General features: G+C 70.5%; 19 protein-coding genes. 13 read left to right on the forward strand and 6 right to left on the reverse strand.

Annotated elements, in window-relative coordinates; translation table 11 throughout:
* The first annotated feature begins 23 nt into the window (after positions 1-23).
* Positions 24-944, forward strand: a complete 921-nt coding sequence (locus VJ693_RS20160; RefSeq protein WP_324157118.1) for a LysR family transcriptional regulator — start codon at positions 24-26, stop codon at positions 942-944.
* Here VJ693_RS20160 and VJ693_RS20165 read toward each other — a convergent pair whose 3' ends face one another.
* Positions 945-1,394, reverse strand: coding sequence for a universal stress protein (locus VJ693_RS20165; RefSeq protein WP_324157119.1), 450 nt, complete (start codon positions 1,392-1,394; stop codon positions 945-947).
* A 141-nt stretch (positions 1,395-1,535) separates the two neighbouring features.
* Between VJ693_RS20165 and VJ693_RS20170 the strand changes: the two genes are divergently transcribed.
* Positions 1,536-2,141 carry an isochorismatase family protein gene (locus VJ693_RS20170; RefSeq protein WP_324157121.1) on the forward strand — a complete coding sequence of 202 codons (606 nt, stop codon included), beginning with the start codon at positions 1,536-1,538 and terminating at the stop codon, positions 2,139-2,141.
* 22 nt (positions 2,142-2,163) lie between these two features.
* Here the strand turns inward: VJ693_RS20170 and VJ693_RS20175 are convergent, their stop codons facing one another.
* From VJ693_RS20175 to VJ693_RS20190, 4 genes are all read right to left on the reverse strand, one after another.
* On the reverse strand, positions 2,164-3,321 hold the full coding sequence (locus tag VJ693_RS20175; protein ID WP_324157122.1) for a choice-of-anchor tandem repeat GloVer-containing protein: 1,158 nt from the start codon (positions 3,319-3,321) through the stop codon (positions 2,164-2,166).
* A gap of 70 nt (positions 3,322-3,391) precedes the next feature.
* On the reverse strand, positions 3,392-4,837 hold the full coding sequence (locus VJ693_RS20180) for a nicotinate phosphoribosyltransferase (protein WP_414652324.1): 1,446 nt from the start codon (positions 4,835-4,837) through the stop codon (positions 3,392-3,394).
* Between the two features lie 28 nt (positions 4,838-4,865).
* Positions 4,866-5,192 carry a GYD domain-containing protein gene (locus tag VJ693_RS20185; protein ID WP_324157126.1) on the reverse strand — a complete coding sequence of 109 codons (327 nt, stop codon included), beginning with the start codon at positions 5,190-5,192 and terminating at the stop codon, positions 4,866-4,868.
* Between the two features lie 17 nt (positions 5,193-5,209).
* A complete protein-coding gene (locus tag VJ693_RS20190; RefSeq protein WP_324157128.1) occupies positions 5,210-5,452 on the reverse strand; it encodes a hypothetical protein in 243 nt (80 codons plus the stop codon).
* Positions 5,453-5,588: 136 nt separating this feature from the next.
* Here VJ693_RS20190 and VJ693_RS20195 point away from each other — a divergent pair, with 136 nt between their 5' ends.
* The gene (locus tag VJ693_RS20195; protein ID WP_324157130.1) at positions 5,589-6,068 is read left to right on the forward strand and encodes a CBS domain-containing protein; all 480 of its coding nucleotides are present in this window, start codon (positions 5,589-5,591) and stop codon (positions 6,066-6,068) included.
* Positions 6,069-6,186: 118 nt separating this feature from the next.
* Entirely contained in the window at positions 6,187-7,902 is a 1,716-nt protein-coding gene (ybaL, locus tag VJ693_RS20200) for a YbaL family putative K(+) efflux transporter (RefSeq protein WP_324157132.1), read from the forward strand.
* Between the two features lie 16 nt (positions 7,903-7,918).
* On the opposite strand, the gene VJ693_RS20205 is transcribed toward ybaL, so the two are convergent.
* Positions 7,919-8,407: a DUF411 domain-containing protein gene (locus VJ693_RS20205; protein WP_414652325.1), complete on the reverse strand. Its 489-nt coding sequence runs from the start codon at positions 8,405-8,407 to the stop codon at positions 7,919-7,921.
* Positions 8,408-8,588: 181 nt separating this feature from the next.
* Here VJ693_RS20205 and VJ693_RS20210 point away from each other — a divergent pair, with 181 nt between their 5' ends.
* From VJ693_RS20210 to VJ693_RS20250, 9 genes are all read left to right on the forward strand, one after another.
* Positions 8,589-8,954, forward strand: a complete 366-nt coding sequence (locus VJ693_RS20210; RefSeq protein WP_324157134.1) for a hypothetical protein — start codon at positions 8,589-8,591, stop codon at positions 8,952-8,954.
* 154 nt (positions 8,955-9,108) lie between these two features.
* Positions 9,109-9,354 (forward strand): DUF2933 domain-containing protein, encoded by a 246-nt coding sequence (locus VJ693_RS20215; protein ID WP_324157135.1) that lies wholly within the window; start codon positions 9,109-9,111, stop codon positions 9,352-9,354.
* An 11-nt stretch (positions 9,355-9,365) separates the two neighbouring features.
* A complete protein-coding gene (locus VJ693_RS20220) occupies positions 9,366-9,788 on the forward strand; it encodes a hypothetical protein (RefSeq protein WP_324157137.1) in 423 nt (140 codons plus the stop codon).
* A gap of 26 nt (positions 9,789-9,814) precedes the next feature.
* Entirely contained in the window at positions 9,815-10,297 is a 483-nt protein-coding gene (locus tag VJ693_RS20225; RefSeq protein ID WP_324157139.1) for a hypothetical protein, read from the forward strand.
* A gap of 59 nt (positions 10,298-10,356) precedes the next feature.
* On the forward strand, positions 10,357-11,088 hold the full coding sequence (locus tag VJ693_RS20230) for an outer membrane lipoprotein-sorting protein (protein ID WP_324157141.1): 732 nt from the start codon (positions 10,357-10,359) through the stop codon (positions 11,086-11,088).
* 12 nt (positions 11,089-11,100) lie between these two features.
* Positions 11,101-11,802: an ABC transporter ATP-binding protein gene (locus VJ693_RS20235; protein WP_324157143.1), complete on the forward strand. Its 702-nt coding sequence runs from the start codon at positions 11,101-11,103 to the stop codon at positions 11,800-11,802.
* On the forward strand, positions 11,802-14,306 hold the full coding sequence (locus tag VJ693_RS20240; protein ID WP_324157173.1) for an ABC transporter permease: 2,505 nt from the start codon (positions 11,802-11,804) through the stop codon (positions 14,304-14,306). The genes VJ693_RS20235 and VJ693_RS20240 overlap by 1 nt, the downstream gene beginning before the upstream one ends.
* Positions 14,303-15,388 (forward strand): hypothetical protein, encoded by a 1,086-nt coding sequence (locus tag VJ693_RS20245; RefSeq protein ID WP_324157145.1) that lies wholly within the window; start codon positions 14,303-14,305, stop codon positions 15,386-15,388. Before VJ693_RS20240 ends, VJ693_RS20245 begins: the two co-directional genes overlap by 4 nt.
* A 230-nt stretch (positions 15,389-15,618) precedes the next feature.
* Entirely contained in the window at positions 15,619-17,352 is a 1,734-nt protein-coding gene (locus VJ693_RS20250) for a PQQ-dependent methanol/ethanol family dehydrogenase (RefSeq protein WP_324157146.1), read from the forward strand.
* The last annotated feature ends 14 nt before the right edge of the window (positions 17,353-17,366 follow it).

The following is a 17,366-nucleotide window of genomic DNA, read 5'->3' on the forward strand; positions in this document are numbered from 1 at the left end:
AGTTCAGCATTACGCTTGGCGCAATGGCTGAGCTCGAACACCTTCGCATCTTCATCGCCGTGGCCGAGGCGGGCGGCTTCGCGCCGGCGGCGCGCCAGCTGCAGCTCTCGGCCCCGGCGGTCACCCGGGCGATCGCGGCGCTGGAGCGGCGCCTGGGCGTGCGCCTGCTGCACCGCACGACGCGCCTGGTGCGGCTGACCGAGGTGGGTGCGCGGTTCGTGCAGGACGCGCGGCGCATCCTCGCCGAGCTGGAAGAGGCCGAGGCCTCGGCACGCGGCGCGCACAGCGAGCCGCAGGGTGAACTGGCCGTCACCGCCTCGGTGATGTTCGGCCGGCTGCACGTGGCGCCGCTGCTGTTCGACTTTCTCGCGCAGCATGCCAAGGTGACCGCCCGGGCCCTGTTCGTCGACCGGGTCGTCAACCTGATGGACGAGGGCTTCGATGTCGCGGTGCGCATCGCGCCGCTGCCCGATTCGTCGCTCACGGCGGCGCGGGTCGGCGCGGTGCGGCGCGTGCTCGTCGCCTCGCCGGGCTACCTGGCGGCGCACGGCACGCCGCAGACCCCAGGCGATCTGCCGGCGCACCGGGCGATCGGATTTGCCCAAGGCGGTGGCGGCGTCGCGCCGTGGCGCTTCACGCTGCCCGGGGAGCCGGGGCTGTACGAGGTGGATCTGCCGCGCATGCCGCTGATGGTCAACGCCGGCGAGGTGGCGATCGAGGCGGCCATCGCCGGCCACGGGCTCGCACGGGCGCTGTCGTACCAGGTGCGCGAGCACATCGCGGCGGGTCGCCTGCAGCGCGTGCTGCGGGCGAACGAGCCGCCGGCGATCCCCGTGCACCTGGTCTACCCCGAGGGGCGCCAGGCGGCGGCCAAGGTGCGCGCCTTCGTCGATTTCGCCGCCGCCCGGCTGCGAGCCGAACCGGCCTTGCAGGAAGAGGCCTGATCAGGCCTCGGGCTCGCGCACCAGCAGCACCGGCACGGGCGACTGGCGCAGCACCAGCTCGGCGTCGCTGCCCATCGTCAGGCGGTTGAAGCCGCGCCGGCCGTGGGTGCCCATCACGACGAGCTGGCAGTTCTGCTTGGCGGTTTCCTCGACCACGGTGTCGGCCACGTTCGTGGTCTTGATCTCGCGCAGCACGGTTTCCGAGGGGATGCGTGCTTCCGTGCAGGCCGCGTGGGCCCGCTCGAGCATTTCCTTGCCGTAGTCGAGAAGCTCGCGGCGCGACTCCTCGAAGTTGACCGCGGTGGCCATCTCGACCATCAGCGGGTAATCGGCCACGACGTGCAGCAGCACCAGCTGCGACTTCAGCGCCTGGGCCAGGTGCATCGCCTCGCGCAGGCCGCGCTCGGCCGTGCCGCTGCCATCGAGGGGAACGAGGATCTTTTCGTACATGGTGGGGTCTCACGGCCGGTGGTCAACGTCGTGTGCCCGCCACCGGCCCCATGGCAGGCGAATCGATTCTTGGGTGCCGCCGATGCGCCCGGTTTGACACGGCGCATGCCAGCAACGCAGCGCAAGCCCTGCAATCGACCCATGGACCCGAACACCGATCCGCTGGTGCCGCGCCAGGGCGACGCCCTGCTGCTGGTGGACGTGCAGCGCGATTTCCTCCCCGGTGGAGCACTTGGCGTGCCCGGCGGCGACCGCGTGCTGGCGCCGCTGAACGACTGCATCGCGCTGTTCACCGGCAGGCGCCTGCCGGTCTACGCGACGCGGGACTGGCACCCGGCCGACCACTGCTCGTTTCGCCAGCAGGGTGGCCCATGGCCGCCCCACTGCGTGGCCGGCAGCGCGGGCGCGGGCTTTGCCGATGCGCTGCGTCTGCCGCCCGATGCCATCGTCGTCTCCAAGGGCTGCGCGGCCCGGCACGAGGCCTATTCCGGCTTTGCCGGCACTTCCCTCGAGGCGGAACTGCACCTGGCCGGCGTGCGGCGGCTGTTCATCGGCGGGCTGGCCACCGACTACTGCGTGCTCCAGACGGTGCTCGATGCGCGAGAGCGCGAGCTCGATGTCGTGCTGATCGCCGACGCCGTGGCGGCGGTCGACGTGCAGCCGGGCGACGGTGAGCGGGCACTGGCGCGCATGCAACGTGCGGGAGCGGTGGTCAGTGACAGCCTGCGAGTGCGCGGCCTGGCCTGATGCAGGGCGAGTTGGGGTGGCTTCAGAAGCCTTTGACCTTGAAGACGGTGCCTTTGTCCCGCAGGCCGCCCAAGATCGTCGTGCCGAACATCGCGCCTCTGGCATTGAAGATCAGCTTCTCGAACGGGCCTCCCCCTGCGGGCAAGTCGGCCACGGCCTCTGCCTCGCCGGTGGGCGCGATGCGAACGACCTGATGCCCGACGATGGTGTAGAAGTGAACACCGTCGGGCCCGAGCGCCAGTTCGCGGGGTGGGTCCCCACCCGAAAGATGAGTGATCGTCTCGAGCACGCCGTCGCGGAACCGGTAGATGCCGTTTCCGCTGTAGGTCGTCCCGTACAGGTACTCGTGCGCCGCATCGTAGACGGGCCCGTTGGGCATGCCGCCGTCCGGGCCTGTGCCGGTGAACTCGTAGAGCGTGGTGATGGCACCCGTGGTCGGTGACACCCGCAGCAGCCCTCCCCAGCCATGTGTGCCGCCCAAGTTGGCGGCAACATAAAAGTTGCCATCGTCGCCTTCGAGCGGTGCATAGGGTTCGTAGGGCCCGCTCTTGTCAAAGCGCGCCACCACGGCAAAGTCGCCGGCATGGGAGATTCGGTACAGCACGCCGACGCTGTTCGGCCCCCCGCCAAAAGACAAGGTGCCGTACAGGTAGCCATCGCGCCCCTGGATCATCGGCATTCTCGGCAGGGCGCCTTCGGATTCGTCCTGGTTCAGCACGTGAAGCACCGTGAAGCTGCCGTCCAGCGTGATGCGGAAGATGACGCCGGCGCCACTGAGGTCGTCATCGCCGCGACTCGATGTCCCGTACAGGGCGCCATCGCTGCCCTGGACGAGGGCGCCATAGGGCTTGGCACCGTCCGCACCCCCGGTGAAGTGATGCAGAGCCTTGGTGTCCCCCGAGAGCTTCGTCCGGTAGATCGTTCCCCGGTCGAGCAGGCCCCCGCGGGGCGCCGTGCCATAGAGGTTGCCGTCACTGGCCAGGATCACGCCGCTCCATGGCGAAACCCCCTTCTTGCGGGTCATTTCCTCCAGGACGGTGACCGTGGTGGCGGGCCCCACGGAATCGTCGGCGTAGACCCGATCGCCCCCCTGCACCGCCTGTGCGACGAGCGCCAATGAGCACATGGCCAAGCCCAGCGTCACCCCGCGAACTCGGCCCATTACACGAGAGGTTTCCATCGATGCCCCCTTTGCATTGATCCAGTGGCGTGACTGTCGACCGCCGGAGAGCGTTCTTCCGTGATGGCTGTCAACTGCGCGCTGTCGTGACCGACGGCCGCGACAAGGAAGATGCGGCATCGAGCTTCGCGGCGCAGGCTCGCACCGCGTCCGACACGACCGGCGCGAACGTAGCGGCCCCGGGCGTGAGCGTGCACAGCGCCGGCGGCAGCGAGCGGCGCTGGGTGTCGTGGTAGCGCCGTACGGCCTCCAGGGTGGGCTGTGGCGCGATCCGCTTGCCGCCGCGCATCACTGGCACCAGCAGCGCCTGGCCACCGTGCGAATCCGGCGGCTCGTCGACCAGGCCCAGCGTATCGGCCAGCAGTTGCCCGCCGTCGTCATGGCGGCGCCAGACCTGCTTCGCGCCCGGCCAGGTGGCCTTGCCCTCCGAGCGCTTGCGGCGCGGCTGGCCGGCGTAGGCCTCGAGCTTGTAGACGGCGTCCAGCGCCGGCACGTCGCCCGAGGTGTCCAGCGCGGTGCCGACGCCGAAGCCGTCGATCGGCGCGCCCTGGGCCAGCAGCGCGGCCACGCGGTGTTCGTCGAGGTTGCCGCTGGCGAAGATGTGCATCCTGGGCAGGCCGCCGGCGTCGAGCAGCGCGCGCACGGCGCGGGCGTGCGCGGCCAGGTCGCCGCTGTCCAGCCGCACGCCGCCGAGCTGGATGCCTTCCTGCGCCAGCCGGGGCGCCAGCGCGACCAGCTTGGCCACCGCCGCCTCGGTGTCGTAGGTGTCGACGAGCAGGGTGGGGCGCTTGGGCCAGGCGCGCGCGAAGGCCTCGAAGGCCGCCTCCTCGCTCGCATGGGCCTGGATGAAGGAGTGCGCCATCGTGCCGAACAGCGGGATGCCGAAGCGCCGCCCGGCCTCGGCCGTGGCGGTGCCGCCGAAGCCGGCCAGCCAGGCCGCGCGCGCGGCCAGCAGCGCGGCCTCCTCGCCATGGGCGCGGCGCATGCCGAAGTCGACCAGCAGGCGGTCCGGCGCGGCCAGCACGACGCGGGCGGCCTTGGATGCGATCAGGGTCTGGAAGTGCACCAGGTTCAGCAGCCGGCTCTCGACGAGCTGCGCCTGCGGCAGCGGCGCGGTCACGCGCAGGATCGGCTCGTCGGCGAAGAAGACCGTGCCTTCGGGCATCGCATCCACGTCGCCCTGGAAACGAAAGCCCGCCAGGTGGTCGATCAGCCGCGGCGAGAAGCGCTGCTGGTCGGCCAACCAGCGCAGCTCGGCCTCGGTGAACGACAGGTTCTCGAGGAAGTCGAGCGCCTGCTCCAGGCCGGCAGCGACGAGGAAGTGCCGCTCGGGTGGCAGCCGCCGCACGAAGAGCTCGAACACCGCCGGCTGCTGCAGGCCCTCGTCGAGGTAGGCCTGCAGCATCGTGAGCTGGTACAGGTCGGTCAGCAGGGCGCTCACTGGTGCACCCTTGGGCCTGCGGCCCCGTCCCTCCGAGAGGGAATGAGCCCCTTCGGGCGGCCGGGCGGGGCTCATGGCAGCCTGTGGCGAGCGCCCGGGGCTTTCAACCGGCGGCCGGCGCGGGGCGATCGTCGGGCAGCTGTTGCAGCAGCGCCTTGAAATCGGGCCAGGCCAGCGCCGGCGAGACCTGTGTCTCGGCGTGACCGTAGCTGCGCACCAGCACCGACACGCGCATCGCCGATTCGAGGTTCGGCGCCTCGAACACGTCCACGTAGTCGCACGGGCCGAGCAGCGCGTAGCTCGCCACCCATTTCACCTCGGGACAGTGCGCCTGCACGCGCTCGGCGACGTGGCGCTCCAGCGTCTGGAACGAGCGCGGCTGGTGCAGCGCATCGGCCGACAACCGGGTTTGCATCAGGAACAGCGGCATACGGCCTCCCGGGGCTGTCAAGGAAATTCGACCCGCTCGCCTTCGCGCACCCAGACGCCGGGCGCCTCGCAGCGCAGCACCTCGCTGCCGCTGAGCACGCGGTCGCCGAGGCGGAAGGCCTCGCCGTTGAAGTAGCACATGCCGTTGGCGACGTTCGGCTCGGCTTCGAGATCCTCTTCGTCGTCGATGATCGGCGAGGTCTCGCGGTCCGGATCGGACGCCCCCACCTGGGTGTAGGGCTTGGCTGGGGTGTTCGCCATCGTCGTTCCTCCTGCAGTTGAGTGCTGACTGTAGGAACCGGCCTGCCGCCGCGCTTGCGCGAGCGCAAGGCCGCGATGCGGCAGCGGGTTCATTGTCGACACACCCATCGTTCACGCACGACAAGTCGAGGTCGTCATGTCAACCATTGCCAGCACCCCCCAGTTGACCGCGGGCGACATCTGCACCCGCATCGTGTCCATCGCCTACCCGGCGCTGGCGATCGAGGAGGCTGCGCGCGTGATGCGCGACCAGCACGTCGGCAGCCTGGTCGTCGTCGAGGAAATCGCGCAGGGCGAGCGCCGCGTCGTCGGCATGCTGACCGACCGCGACATCGTCACCGGCGCGGTCGCCGTGCAGCGTGAGCTGCCGGGCCTGCGCGTGGCCGACCTGATGAACAAGGAGGTCGTGACCGTGCGCGAGCAGGATTCGGTGCTGGACGTGCTTGCGACGATGCGGCGCAAGGCCGTGCGCCGGGTGCCGGTCGTCGGCCCCCACGGACTTCTGGTCGGCGTGGTCGCGATCGACGACATCCTCGAGCTCGTCGCCGAGCAGATGCAAGCGCTGGCCTCGGCCGTCAGCTCGGCCCAGCGGCACGAGCAGGTGATGCCCCGCTGAAACGGCGGCGCGTCACGGGGAAATCGAAGCGCGTGGCGAGAGGCCGGGCGCCACAATGTGGCGACCTCGGTCCCCAGCCCTGCCGGCTCCGGCACGGGCGCAACGCCGCCCGCGCCGCATGGAACATTCCTTCCCGCTCATCACCACCATTGCCGCGGCCTTCGGCCTGGCGCTCGTGTTCGGTTTCATGGCGGCGAAGGCCGGGCTTCCGGCCCTGGTCGGCTATCTCGTGGCGGGGGTGCTGATCGGGCCGGGCACGCCTGGCTTTGTCGCCGATGTCGAGATCGCGGGCCAGTTGGCCGAGATCGGCGTGATGCTGCTGATGTTCGGCGTGGGGCTGCACTTCTCGTTGCAGGACCTGATGTCGGTTCGCAAGGTCGCGCTGCCGGGGGCCGTCGTGCAGATGATGGTCGCCACGGCGATGGGCAGTGCCGCCGCGCTGTGGTGGGGCTGGTCGCCGGCGGCGGCGGTCGTGTTCGGGCTGGCCTTGTCGGTGGCAAGCACGGTCGTTCTGCTCAAGGCGCTCGAGCGGGTCGGGCTGCTGGAATCGATGAACGGGCGCATCGCGGTCGGCTGGCTCGTCGTCGAGGACCTGGCCATGGTGCTGGTCCTGGTGCTGCTGCCGCCGCTGGCCGGCGCGCTGGGCGCGGGCGAGTCGGGCGCCGGCGCGACAGAGCTCGGCATGGCGCTGGCGCGCACGCTGCTGGAGGTCGGCGTGTTCATCGGCCTGATGCTGCTCATCGGGCGCAGGGCCTTCCCCTGGCTGCTGTGGCAGGTCACCCGCACGGGGTCGCGCGAGCTGTTCACGCTGTGCGTGGTGGCGGCGGCCGTCACCGTGGCCTATGGCGCCGCGGAGCTGTTCGGCGTCAGCTTCGCCCTCGGCGCCTTCTTCGCGGGCATGATGCTTCGGGAGTCGCAGTTCAGCCACCGCGCCGCCGAGCAGACGCTGCCCTTGCGCGATGCGTTCGCGGTGCTGTTCTTCGTCTCGGTGGGCATGCTGTTCGAGCCCCGCGTGCTGATCGAGCAGCCGCTGAAGGTGCTGACCGTGGTGGCGATCGTCGTGTTCGGCAAGTCGCTGGCCGCCGCCGGGCTGGTGCTGCTGCTTCGCTACCCGCTGAACACCGCGCTCACCGTCTCGTGCAGCCTGGCGCAGATCGGCGAGTTCTCGTTCATCCTCGCCGGGTTGGGCATGTCGCTGGGTGTGCTGCCGGCCGAGGGCCAGAGCCTGATCCTGGCCGCGGCGCTGATCTCGATCGCGCTGAATCCGCTGGTGTTCGCGGGCAGCGGCCCGCTGCTGCGCTGGCTGCGCGAGCGCTCGGAGCTGGCCCGCCGGCTCGAGCAGCGCGATGACCCGCTGGCCGAATTGCCGGTGAGCACGGAAGAGAAGTTCCTCAAGAACCAGGTGGTCATCGTCGGCCACGGCTGGGTCGGCCGGGAGATTGCCCGCTCGCTCAAGGCGAGCGGCATTCCCTTCGTCGTGGCGGACGAGAACCGCGAGCTCGTCGAGCAGCTGCGCCGCGAAGGGCAGGCCGCCGTGTCAGGCAATGCGACCGACCCGGCCACGCTCGTCCAGGCGCATGTCGCGACGGCCCGCATGCTGGTGATCGCCACCCCGCAGACGCTCGAGGTGCGCCAGATCGTCGAGGCCGCACGCGCGCTCAACCCGGCCATCGAGGTGGTCGTTCGCAGCCACCATCCCGACGATGCCGCGCTCCTGGAGCGCGACAACACCGGCAAGGTGTTCGTCGGCGAGCGCGAGCTGGCCAGGGCGATGGCGGCCCACGTGCTGTCGCGGGTCGCGCCGGATCAGACCGCTGCTGCCGCGTCGGCGTAAGGCGCCGGCCCGCGGTTCAGCGGTAGGCCTGGTAGACCCGCGCGCCGCCGTCGCGCGCCACGATCAGCACGTCGTATGGATCCTTGCGTCCGCCATAGGCGGGACCATCCATGCCCGGCGAGCCGATCGGCATGGCCGGCACCGCCAGGCCGATCGCGGCGGGCCGCTCCTTCAGCAGCCGGCGGATCTCACGTGCCGGCACGTGGCCCTCGAGGGCATAGCCGTCGACCAGCGCCGTGTGGCACGAGCCATAGGCGATCGGCATGTGCAGTCGCTCGCGGGCATCGGTGTTGCCGCTGTCGTAGGCCTTGACAGTGAAGCCGTTGGCTTCCAGGTGGGCAACCCAATCCTTGCAGCAGCCACAGGCGGGCCCTTTCCAGACCTGGACCAGCGGGCCCGCCGGGGTCGCGAGTGCGGCCGGGATGGCGCCGGGCATCGCGGCGCACGCGAGGCCAAGTGCCAGCAGGCGGCGGGTCGGGGCAGGACAGGGCTGGTCGCTGTTCATGGGTGTGAAGTATCGGGGGCCTAGATCGCAGCTGCACGAACCTCGGCCCGTCTGGCTTGACGAAGCGCAATCCAGCACGGGCGGCCGGAGCCTAGGCTTGTTTGAAGCTGAGCCAATGTGTGACACACGGGTGATACGCATGCGCTTTCACCGCCGACAACTTCGCCAATGGGCCGCCTGCGTGCTGCTCGCCTGGCTGTTCGGCGTTGCGGCGGGCGTCGCCAATGCCTGCCAGCTGAACACGGCCGGGCCAGCGGGCGAGTGGCAGGCCGGCTCGGCCGGCGAGCCCGAGCATCCGGGGTCGGGTCATGACGACACCTCGCCGGCCAGGCACAACTGCGCCGACTTCTGTGACAAGAGTTCCGTCGCGGTCTCGGCCTCCAAGCTGCCCGATCGCTTCGATCCGGGCGCACTGCCGATCCCCGTCGGCGTGACTTCGTCGGCTGCTCGCATGCCGGGCCCCACCCAGCGCCACGCGGTGGCGATGCTTCCGGCGCGACACCGAGGCCCGGGCATTCCGACCGCCTGTCTGCGACTGACGCTATAGCGCCTCGGCCGCGTCGATCGCCGGCAGGCGATGGCCCCGGGATCGTTCCACCACCTCTTCGCAGGCGCTTGACGGCGCCGCACGGGCCGTTTGCGGCACCGTGCGGTGATGCCGGCTGGCCGCCGTCCCTTCTCGCCCACACCGGGAGCATCGCATGAGCACGTTCCACCTTCTCCCCATCGGCCGCGGGCCGGATTGGTCACGCATCAACCAATGGCTGTTGTGGATCGGCCTGGCCGGCGCCGTCGGCTGGCTGTTCTTCCGCCACAACGAGCACCTGCTGAACCTCGCGCCGTTCCTCTTCCTGCTGGCCTGCCCGCTGATGCACCTGTTCGGGCATGGCGGCCACGGGCGGCACGGTGGCCACGGGAGCCACCAGGACCCGGATGAACCGCGTTGAAAGGAATGTTCATGGACACCAGGATTCGCTGGATCGCTGTCGCATTCGCTGCCACCGCGGTCGCGCTCTGGTCGCCTGCGCCGAGGGCCCAGGCGGTGCAGGCCACGCAGAGCTCAGCCGAACGCGGCGTGACGCTGAAGGTCGCCCCTGTGCCGCCAACGGCGGGTGCCGCCGAATGGTCCTTCACGGTGGCGCTGGACACGCACAGCGGCAGCCTCGACGACGACCTGGCCAAGAGCGCCGTGCTCGTCGTCGACGGCAAGGAAATGGCGCCGACGAGATGGAGCGGGCCTGCGCCGGGCGGCCACCACCGACAGGGGGTGTTGAGTTTTCCCGCGCCGGCCGAGCCGGCACGGGCCATCGAGCTGCGAATCCAGCGGGCCGGGGAAGACGCACCGCGCGTTTTCCGATGGGACGGCGCCGCGCTGCGCTGAAGCAGGGTCATGGAAGGAGCGAGAGGATGAACACGATCCTGGATCACGCCACCCGCCTGGCGGCATGGCGACTGGTGCTGCTTGGCCTGCTCGGGCCGCTGGCCTGGGGCGCGCAGGCCCAGGCGCGGCTGGAGCGCGACGGCGTGGTGCTGTACTGGGGGCTGGTTCCGGCCGCGGTGGTATCGCAGCAGCATGCCCTGGCGGATCTGCATGGCGGGCCGCCGGCCGGCAAGGTGCACCACCTCGTGGTCGCGCTGTTCGATGCGAAGACCGGGCAGCGCATCGAGAACGCCGTGGTGCAGGCCCAGCTCAGTGAAACCGGCGTCGTCGACGCGGCGCCCAAGTACCTGCTGCCGATGAAGATCAACGAACAGGCCAGCTACGGTCAGCTGTTCGGAATGGCCAAGGACGGACCGTACCTCTTTCGCGTGAAGGTGAAGCTGCCCGATCAGCCGGCGGCGATCGATTTCACGATCGAGGCGCGCGTGCCGCACGCGGACATGCGCTGAAACTCGCCATGGACAGGCAACCGAGCTTGCGGTGCAGACGCCGCCGTCTTCTGGCTGCGGTGGCCGCTGCCGGCACGGCGGCAGTCCTGCCGCTGCGTGCACAGCCGAACGACGGGCGCGACATCCTCGAGCGGGTCGAGAAGCTGTTGTGGGGCCGCACGGTGCAAGGCGACTACGAGATGACGATCACGACGCCGCGCTGGCAGCGCACGCTGGTGCTCAAGGTGTGGATGGACCGGCCGCGTCGCTCGTTCGTGCGCATCGTCGCGCCGGCCAAGGAGGCGGGCATCGGCTCGCTGCGCATCGGCGCCGAGATGTGGAACTACCTGCCCACGGTCGAACGCATCATCAAGATCCCGCCGTCGATGATGCTGCAGCCCTGGATGGGCTCGGACTTCACGAACGACGACCTGGTCAAGGAAAGCAGCATCCTCGACGACTACGCCCATCGCGTGCTCGACAGCGTGCAGGTCGATGGCCAGCCGGCCTGGCGGGTCGAGGCGGTGCCCCGACCGGAGGCCGCGGTCGTCTGGGGGCGCATCGTCTACTGGGTGCGCCAGGCCGACACGATGCCGCTGAAGCAGGAGTTCTTCAGCGAGCGCGACGAGCTGGTGCGGGTGATGAGCTTCACCGACGTGCGCCGGGTGGGCGACCGCGTCATGCCCACGCGCTGGGAGATGCGCCCGGCTGCCAGACCCGGCCAATCGACGGTGATCGTGCTGAGGCAGGCGGTGTTCGACCGGCCGCTGGATGACGAGGTGTTCACCCAACGCAACCTGCAAAGGCGATGAGCAGAGGGCCCGATGGACCAGCCCCCGGTCATCGTGCGCGTCGAGCGGGCCAGCCGTGTCTACCAGCGCGACAGCATCCCGGTGCCCGCGCTGCAGGATGCGAGCCTCGACATCCGCCGTGGCGATTTCGTCGCGCTGGTCGGTCCCTCCGGCTCGGGCAAGACGACGCTGCTGAACCTGGTCGGCGGGCTGGATCGGCCGACCAGCGGCCACATCTGGATCGACGGCCAGGACATCACGGCGCTGCGCCCGGGGGCGCTGGCCGAGCTGCGGCTGCGCAAGATCGGCTTCGTGTTTCAGGAATACAACCTCGTGCCGGTGCTGTCGGCACTGGAGAACGTCGAGTACGTGATGCTCCTGCAGGGCGTGGCGGAAGGGCGCCGCCGCACCCGCGCGATGGGCCTGCTCGGCGAGCTGGGCCTGGCCGGGCTGGAGCACCGCTGGCCCAACGAGCTTTCGGGCGGCCAGCAGCAGCGCGTGGCGGTGGCCCGCGCGATCGCTGCCGAGCCGGTGATCGTGCTGCCCGACGAGCCCACCGCGAACCTTGATTCCAAGGCGGGCGCGACGCTGATGGACCTGATGCGCCGCCTCAACGAGGAGCGCGGCACGACCTTCGTCTTCTCGACCCACGACCCGATGGTGGTCGAGCGCGCGCGCCGGGTCGTGCGGCTGCGCGACGGCCGCATCGAGGCCGACGAGCGGAGCGCGCCGTGATGCTCTGGACACTGGCCGTGCGCAACGTGCTGCGCAACCGGCGCCGCAGCGCGATCACCGTGCTGGCGGTCGCGATCGGGCTGGCGGCACTGACCTTCCTCTGGGGTTTCGTCGACGGCATGAACCAGCAGATGGTGCACAACACCACCCGCTACTTCGCCGGGGACGTGCAGGTGCATCGGCGTGGCTACCACGAGGATCCGAATCTTGACCGTGCGTTCGACGACGGTGGCCGGCTGCTCGAGGCCGTGCGTGCCGACCCGGCGGTGGCTGCCGCCAGCCTGCGGCTCGAGAGCAAGGCGCTGGCCAGCCGCGGCGACAAGTCGCGTGGCGTGATGGTCTTCGGCATCGACCCCGAGGCCGAAAGCCGGGTCACCGACCTGTTCAAGGCCGTGGTCGGCGGCAGCGCCCTGCGCGGTGCCGATGACGCCGGCGTGCTGGTCGGCGAGCAACTGGCCGACACGCTGGGCGCGCAGGCCGGCGACGAGCTGGTGTTCGTCGGCCAGGCCTATGACGGCTCGGTGGCCAGCGCGCGGCTGCCGGTGCGAGGCGTGTATCGCACCCAGATCGACGAACTGGACGGCTACGTGGCGGTGGTGCCCATGGCGGTGATGCGCGAGTTCCTGGCTGCGCCCGGCGCCGCCACCGCGGTGGCCCTGCGCCTGCGGGACCGCGGTGCGCTCGAGGCGGCCTCGGCCGGGTTGGCGCGGCGGCTGGGGCCGACATACGAGGTGGTCGGCTGGCCGGTGCTGCTGCCGATGGTCGCGGTCAGCGTGCGCTACCACGAGGTGACCGGCTACGTGGTGCTGACCATCTTCTTCGTGATGGTGGCGGCCGGCGTGGCCAACCCGGTGCTGATGGCCGTGCTGGAGCGCACGCGCGAGTTCGGCATCATGCTGGCACTCGGCACGAGCCCGGGCCGGCTGCTGCGGCTGGTGCTGTGCGAGGCCATGCTGCTCGGCGCGGCGGGGCTGTTGGCCGGCAACCTGCTGGGCCTGGGCATCACCGCATCCTTCAGCCGCCGCGGCATCGACCTGAGCGCCTTCGGTGCGGGCCTGCGCGTGATGCCGGGGCTGGCGGACATCATCTACCCGGTCGTGCGGATGGAGCGCAGCCTCGTGATCTCGGCGCTGGTGTTCGCCATCGCCTTCCTGGTCGCGCTGTACCCGGCCATCAAGGCGGCGACGCTGGAGCCGGTGGCTGCGATCCGCGGCATCGACGCCGCCGCGGCCGGCCGGTGGCGCCGCGGCGCGGCGCGCCCGGTGTCCACGCGCTGGCCGGTGTTCGCGCTGATCGCGACCCGCAATCTGCGGCGCAATCGAAAGCGCAGCGCGATCACGATCGGCGGCACTGCCTTCGCGATCCTGTCCTATGTGTTCCTGTACGGCTACTTCGACGGCTTCGGCGAGCAGATCGCCGACAACGCGACGCGCTACGTCACCGGCCATGTGCAGATCGAGCGCGCCGGCCTGCGCCGCGACTGGGCGCCCGAGCTGGCCTTCGGCGATGCCGATGCACTGCTGGCCAGGTTCGCGGCCTTGCCGGGCGTGCGGGCCGCGGCGCCGCGCGTGCAGGCCCAGGCGCTGGCCAGCAGCGCGGCGAAATCGGAAGGCATCATGCTCATCGGCGTCGACCCGGAGCGCGAACGCGGCGTAACCTTCATCGACCGCACCATCGTGCAGGGGGCGCCGCTCGACCCGACCGCCGGGCGCGACATCGTCATCGGCCGCGGGCTCGCCGACAAGCTCGGCCTGCGTCTGGGCGAGAAGCTGGTCGTGATGGCGCCCGCGCTGGGCGGCGAGCTGGGCACCGCAGCCTATCGCGTGCGCGGCATCTTTGCCACCGAGAGCAGCGCCTTCGACCGCACGATGGCCTTCGTGACGCTGCCCGCGGCCCAGGCCCTGCTCGGGCTGGGGCCACGGGTGTCGAGCATCAACCTGCGGCTGGCCGAGCGCGACGGCGTCGCACCGGTGCTGGCCCGGCTCGGACCGGCCCTCGGCGAGGCCGGGCTCGCCGCCACGCCCTGGCAGGTGCTGATGCCCCAGGTCTCGCAGATGGTGGGGCTGATCCGCGCGATCCGCAGCGTCGTCGTCGGCGTCTTCTTCGTGGTCGTCGCGCTGGCGGTGATGAACACGGTGTTCATGGCGGTCGCGGAACGCACGCGCGAGTTCGGCGTGATGATGGCCCTCGGCACCTCGCCGCGCGCCATCGTGCGGATGGTGGTCTACGAGACGGCGGCGCTGATGGCACTGGCGTCGGTGCTGGGCTATGCCGGCGGCGCGGTGCTGGTGCTCTACCTCGGCAACCGGGGCATGGACCTGTCGGCCTTCTTCAAGGACTACAGCGCCATCCCCGGGCTGACCGGCATGGCCTACCCGAGGCTCGTCGTCGCCAGCATCGCGGGCCCGGGCGTGGCCCTGTTCGTGGCCGGCGTGGCGGTGTCGCTGTACCCGGCGATGCGTGCCGCGCGGCTCGACCCCTCGATTGCCATCCGCCACCCGTGAAGCCACTGGCTGCGCTCATGCTGGGCCTGCTGCTGGCGGCGGGCCGGCCGGTGTGCGCGCAGGGCAGCGAAGGCGAGGGGGGTGTGACCCTGTCGGGCAGCGTCAAGAGCTTGTTGTTGCGCTCCGAGACACCGCTCGAGCGAGAGGGCTTCACGCTGGGCCTGAACCGCCTGCGGCTGCAGGCGCAGGGGCCGCTGGCACCGTGGCTGGCGCTGGACCTGCAACTCGACGAGGAGCTGCTCGTCGGCAGCTACCTGCGCACGGCCCAGTTCCAGCACGAGAAAGACCAACCGCCGCCGCAATACTGGCACGCCGACGCCAACACCTTCGAGCGCCACGGCGCCTACGGCCGGCAGCGGCTGCACCGGGCTTCGCTGACCTTCAGCATCGGCGAAGCGGACCTGCGCCTGGGCCGCCAGCGCATCGCCTGGGGCACGGGCCGCTTCTGGAGCCCGCTGGACATCCTCAATCCGGTGAGCCCGGTGGCGATCGAGCGCGAAGAGCGCCTCGGCGTGGACGCGGCCTTGTTGGAGGCCCGCTTCGGCCCCTTGTCGCGGCTGTCGATCGTCTATGCACCGCGCCGCGAGCCGGGCCTCGGCAGCCGCGCGCTGCAGTGGCACGCCAACGCGGCCGCCATCGACTACTCGATGACGGCAGGCCGCCTCGCCGGCGCCGACGTCGCCGGGCTGGACCTGGCCGGCCAGCTCGGCCAGGCCGGGATGCGTGCCGAAATCGCCCGGTTGCGGCCGGAAGGGGGCCGCGCGCAGTGGCGGGCCATGCTCGGGGCCGACTACGCGTTCGCGAACACGCTGACCCTGTCGGCCGAGCTGTACGACGGCGGCGAGGGCGCCCGTCGCGCTGGCCTGTTCATCGGCTACGACATCACGCCCCTGCTGAAGTGGGCCAACTACCTCGTTGCCAACCTGGGCGACCGCAGTCGTGGCGCGGACATCCGGCTCGTCTGGTCGGTCAGGCCGGACGTGGACCTGACGCTGGGCCTGCAGCGCTTTGACGGCCGCGCCGGCAGCGAGTACGGCCAGCTGCGCAGCGCCACGTTCGCGCAGGCCCAGTGGTTCTTCTAGGCGCTCGCGACTGTCACAGCGTGGAGCGCCGGCCTGGCCGGCGCGATTGCACCAGCCTGCGACAACCCGCCGCCGCGGCGGCCTCGCCGCCAGGGTTGACCCTGACGCCAGGGCCTCTCCAGCCGCCCCTGCGCGTGGCACGGGCTTTGCGCTAAGGCAGGGCGCGCTGCCTTGCCCGGCCTTCTCGCCGCCGTGCGGGCGCGCCCCCTTCGCAACAGGAGACAACCACCATGCGTTCACGCGTTTTCTTGCTCGCCGCGCTCGCCGGCGCCTGTGCTGCGGCCACTGCCGCGGTCACCGACCAGATGATCCAGACCGAGGCCAAGAGCGGCAAGAACGTGCTCTCCTGGGGCCTGTCGACCGATGGCCAGCGCTACTCGCCGCTCAAGCAAGTCAACACCGGCAACGTGGCGCGCCTGACGCCGGCCTGGGCCTTCTCGTTCGGCGGCGAGAAGCAGCGCGGCCAGGAGAGCCAGCCGTTGATCTACAACGGCAAGATGTTCGTCACCGCGTCGTACTCGCGCGTGTTCGCGCTCGACGCGGCCACCGGCAAGAAGCTGTGGAAGTACGAGCACCGCCTGCCCGAGGGCATCATGCCCTGCTGCGACGTGGTCAACCGCGGCGCCGCGCTGTACGACGACCTGGTCATCTTCAGCACGCTGGACGCGCAGCTCGTCGCGCTGAACCAGGACACCGGCGAGCTGGTGTGGAAGGAGAAGATCGACGACTACCAGGCCGGCTACTCGAGCACCGCCGCGCCCATCATCGCCAACGGCCTGATCCTGACCGGCGTGTCGGGCGGCGAGTTCGGCGTCGTCGGCCGGGTGGAGGCACGCGACGCCAAGACCGGCCGCCTGGTCTGGGTCCGCCCGACGGTCGAAGGACACATGGGCTACAAGTTCGATGCCGACGGCAAGAAGACCGAGAACGGCATCTCCGGCACGACCAACCAGACCTGGCCGGGCGACCTGTGGAAGACCGGCGGCGCGGCCACCTGGCTGGGTGGCACCTTCGACCCGAAGACGGGCCTGGCCTATTTCGGCACGGGCAACCCCGCGCCGTGGAACAGCCACCTGCGCAAGGGCGACAACCTGTTCTCGTGCTCGACCGTCGCGATCGACGTGAAGACCGGCCAGATCAAGTGGCACTACCAGGGCACGCCGAACGACGGCTGGGACTTCGACGGCGTCAACGAATTCGTCACCTACGACGACGGCGGCAAGCGCCTGGGCGGCAAGGCCGACCGCAACGGTTTCTTCTACGTTATCGACGCCAACTCGGGCCAGTTGCAGAACGCCTTCCCGTTCGTCAAGAAGATCACCTGGGCCTCGAGCATCGACCTGAAGACCGGCAAGCCGAACTTCGTGGCCGAGAACCGCCCGGGCGACCCGACCGCCGGCGACGGCAAGAAGGGCAACTCGGTGTTCTCGGCACCGTCGTTCCTCGGCGGCAAGAACCAGATGCCGATGGCCTACTCGCCTGACACCAAGCTGTTCTACGTGCCGGCCAACGAGTGGGGCATGGAGATCTGGAACGAGCCGATCGCCTACAAGAAGGGCGCGGCCTACCTCGGCGCCGGCTTCACGATCAGGACCATCAACGACGACTACATCGGCGCGCTGCGGGCGATGGACCCGAAGACCGGCAAGATCGTCTGGGAGGTCAAGAACGGCGCGCCGCTGTGGGGCGGGGTGCTGACCACCGCGGGCAACCTCGTCTTCTGGGGCACGCCCGAGGGCTACCTGAAGGCCGCCGACGCGAAGACCGGCAAGGTCGTCTGGGAGTACCAGACCGGCTCCGGCGTGGTCGCGCCGCCGGTGACCTGGGAGCAGAACGGTGCGCAGTACGTGGCCGTCGTCTCCGGCTGGGGCGGCGCGGTGCCGCTGTGGGGGGGGGATGTGGCCAAGAAGGTCAACTACCTCGAGCAGGGCGGCATGGTCTGGGTGTTCAAGCTCCCCAAGTGAGCCGACGGAGGCCG

The sequence above is a fragment of the Ideonella sp. genome, from assembly GCF_035254525.1.
Taxonomy (GTDB): domain Bacteria; phylum Pseudomonadota; class Gammaproteobacteria; order Burkholderiales; family Burkholderiaceae_C; genus Ideonella.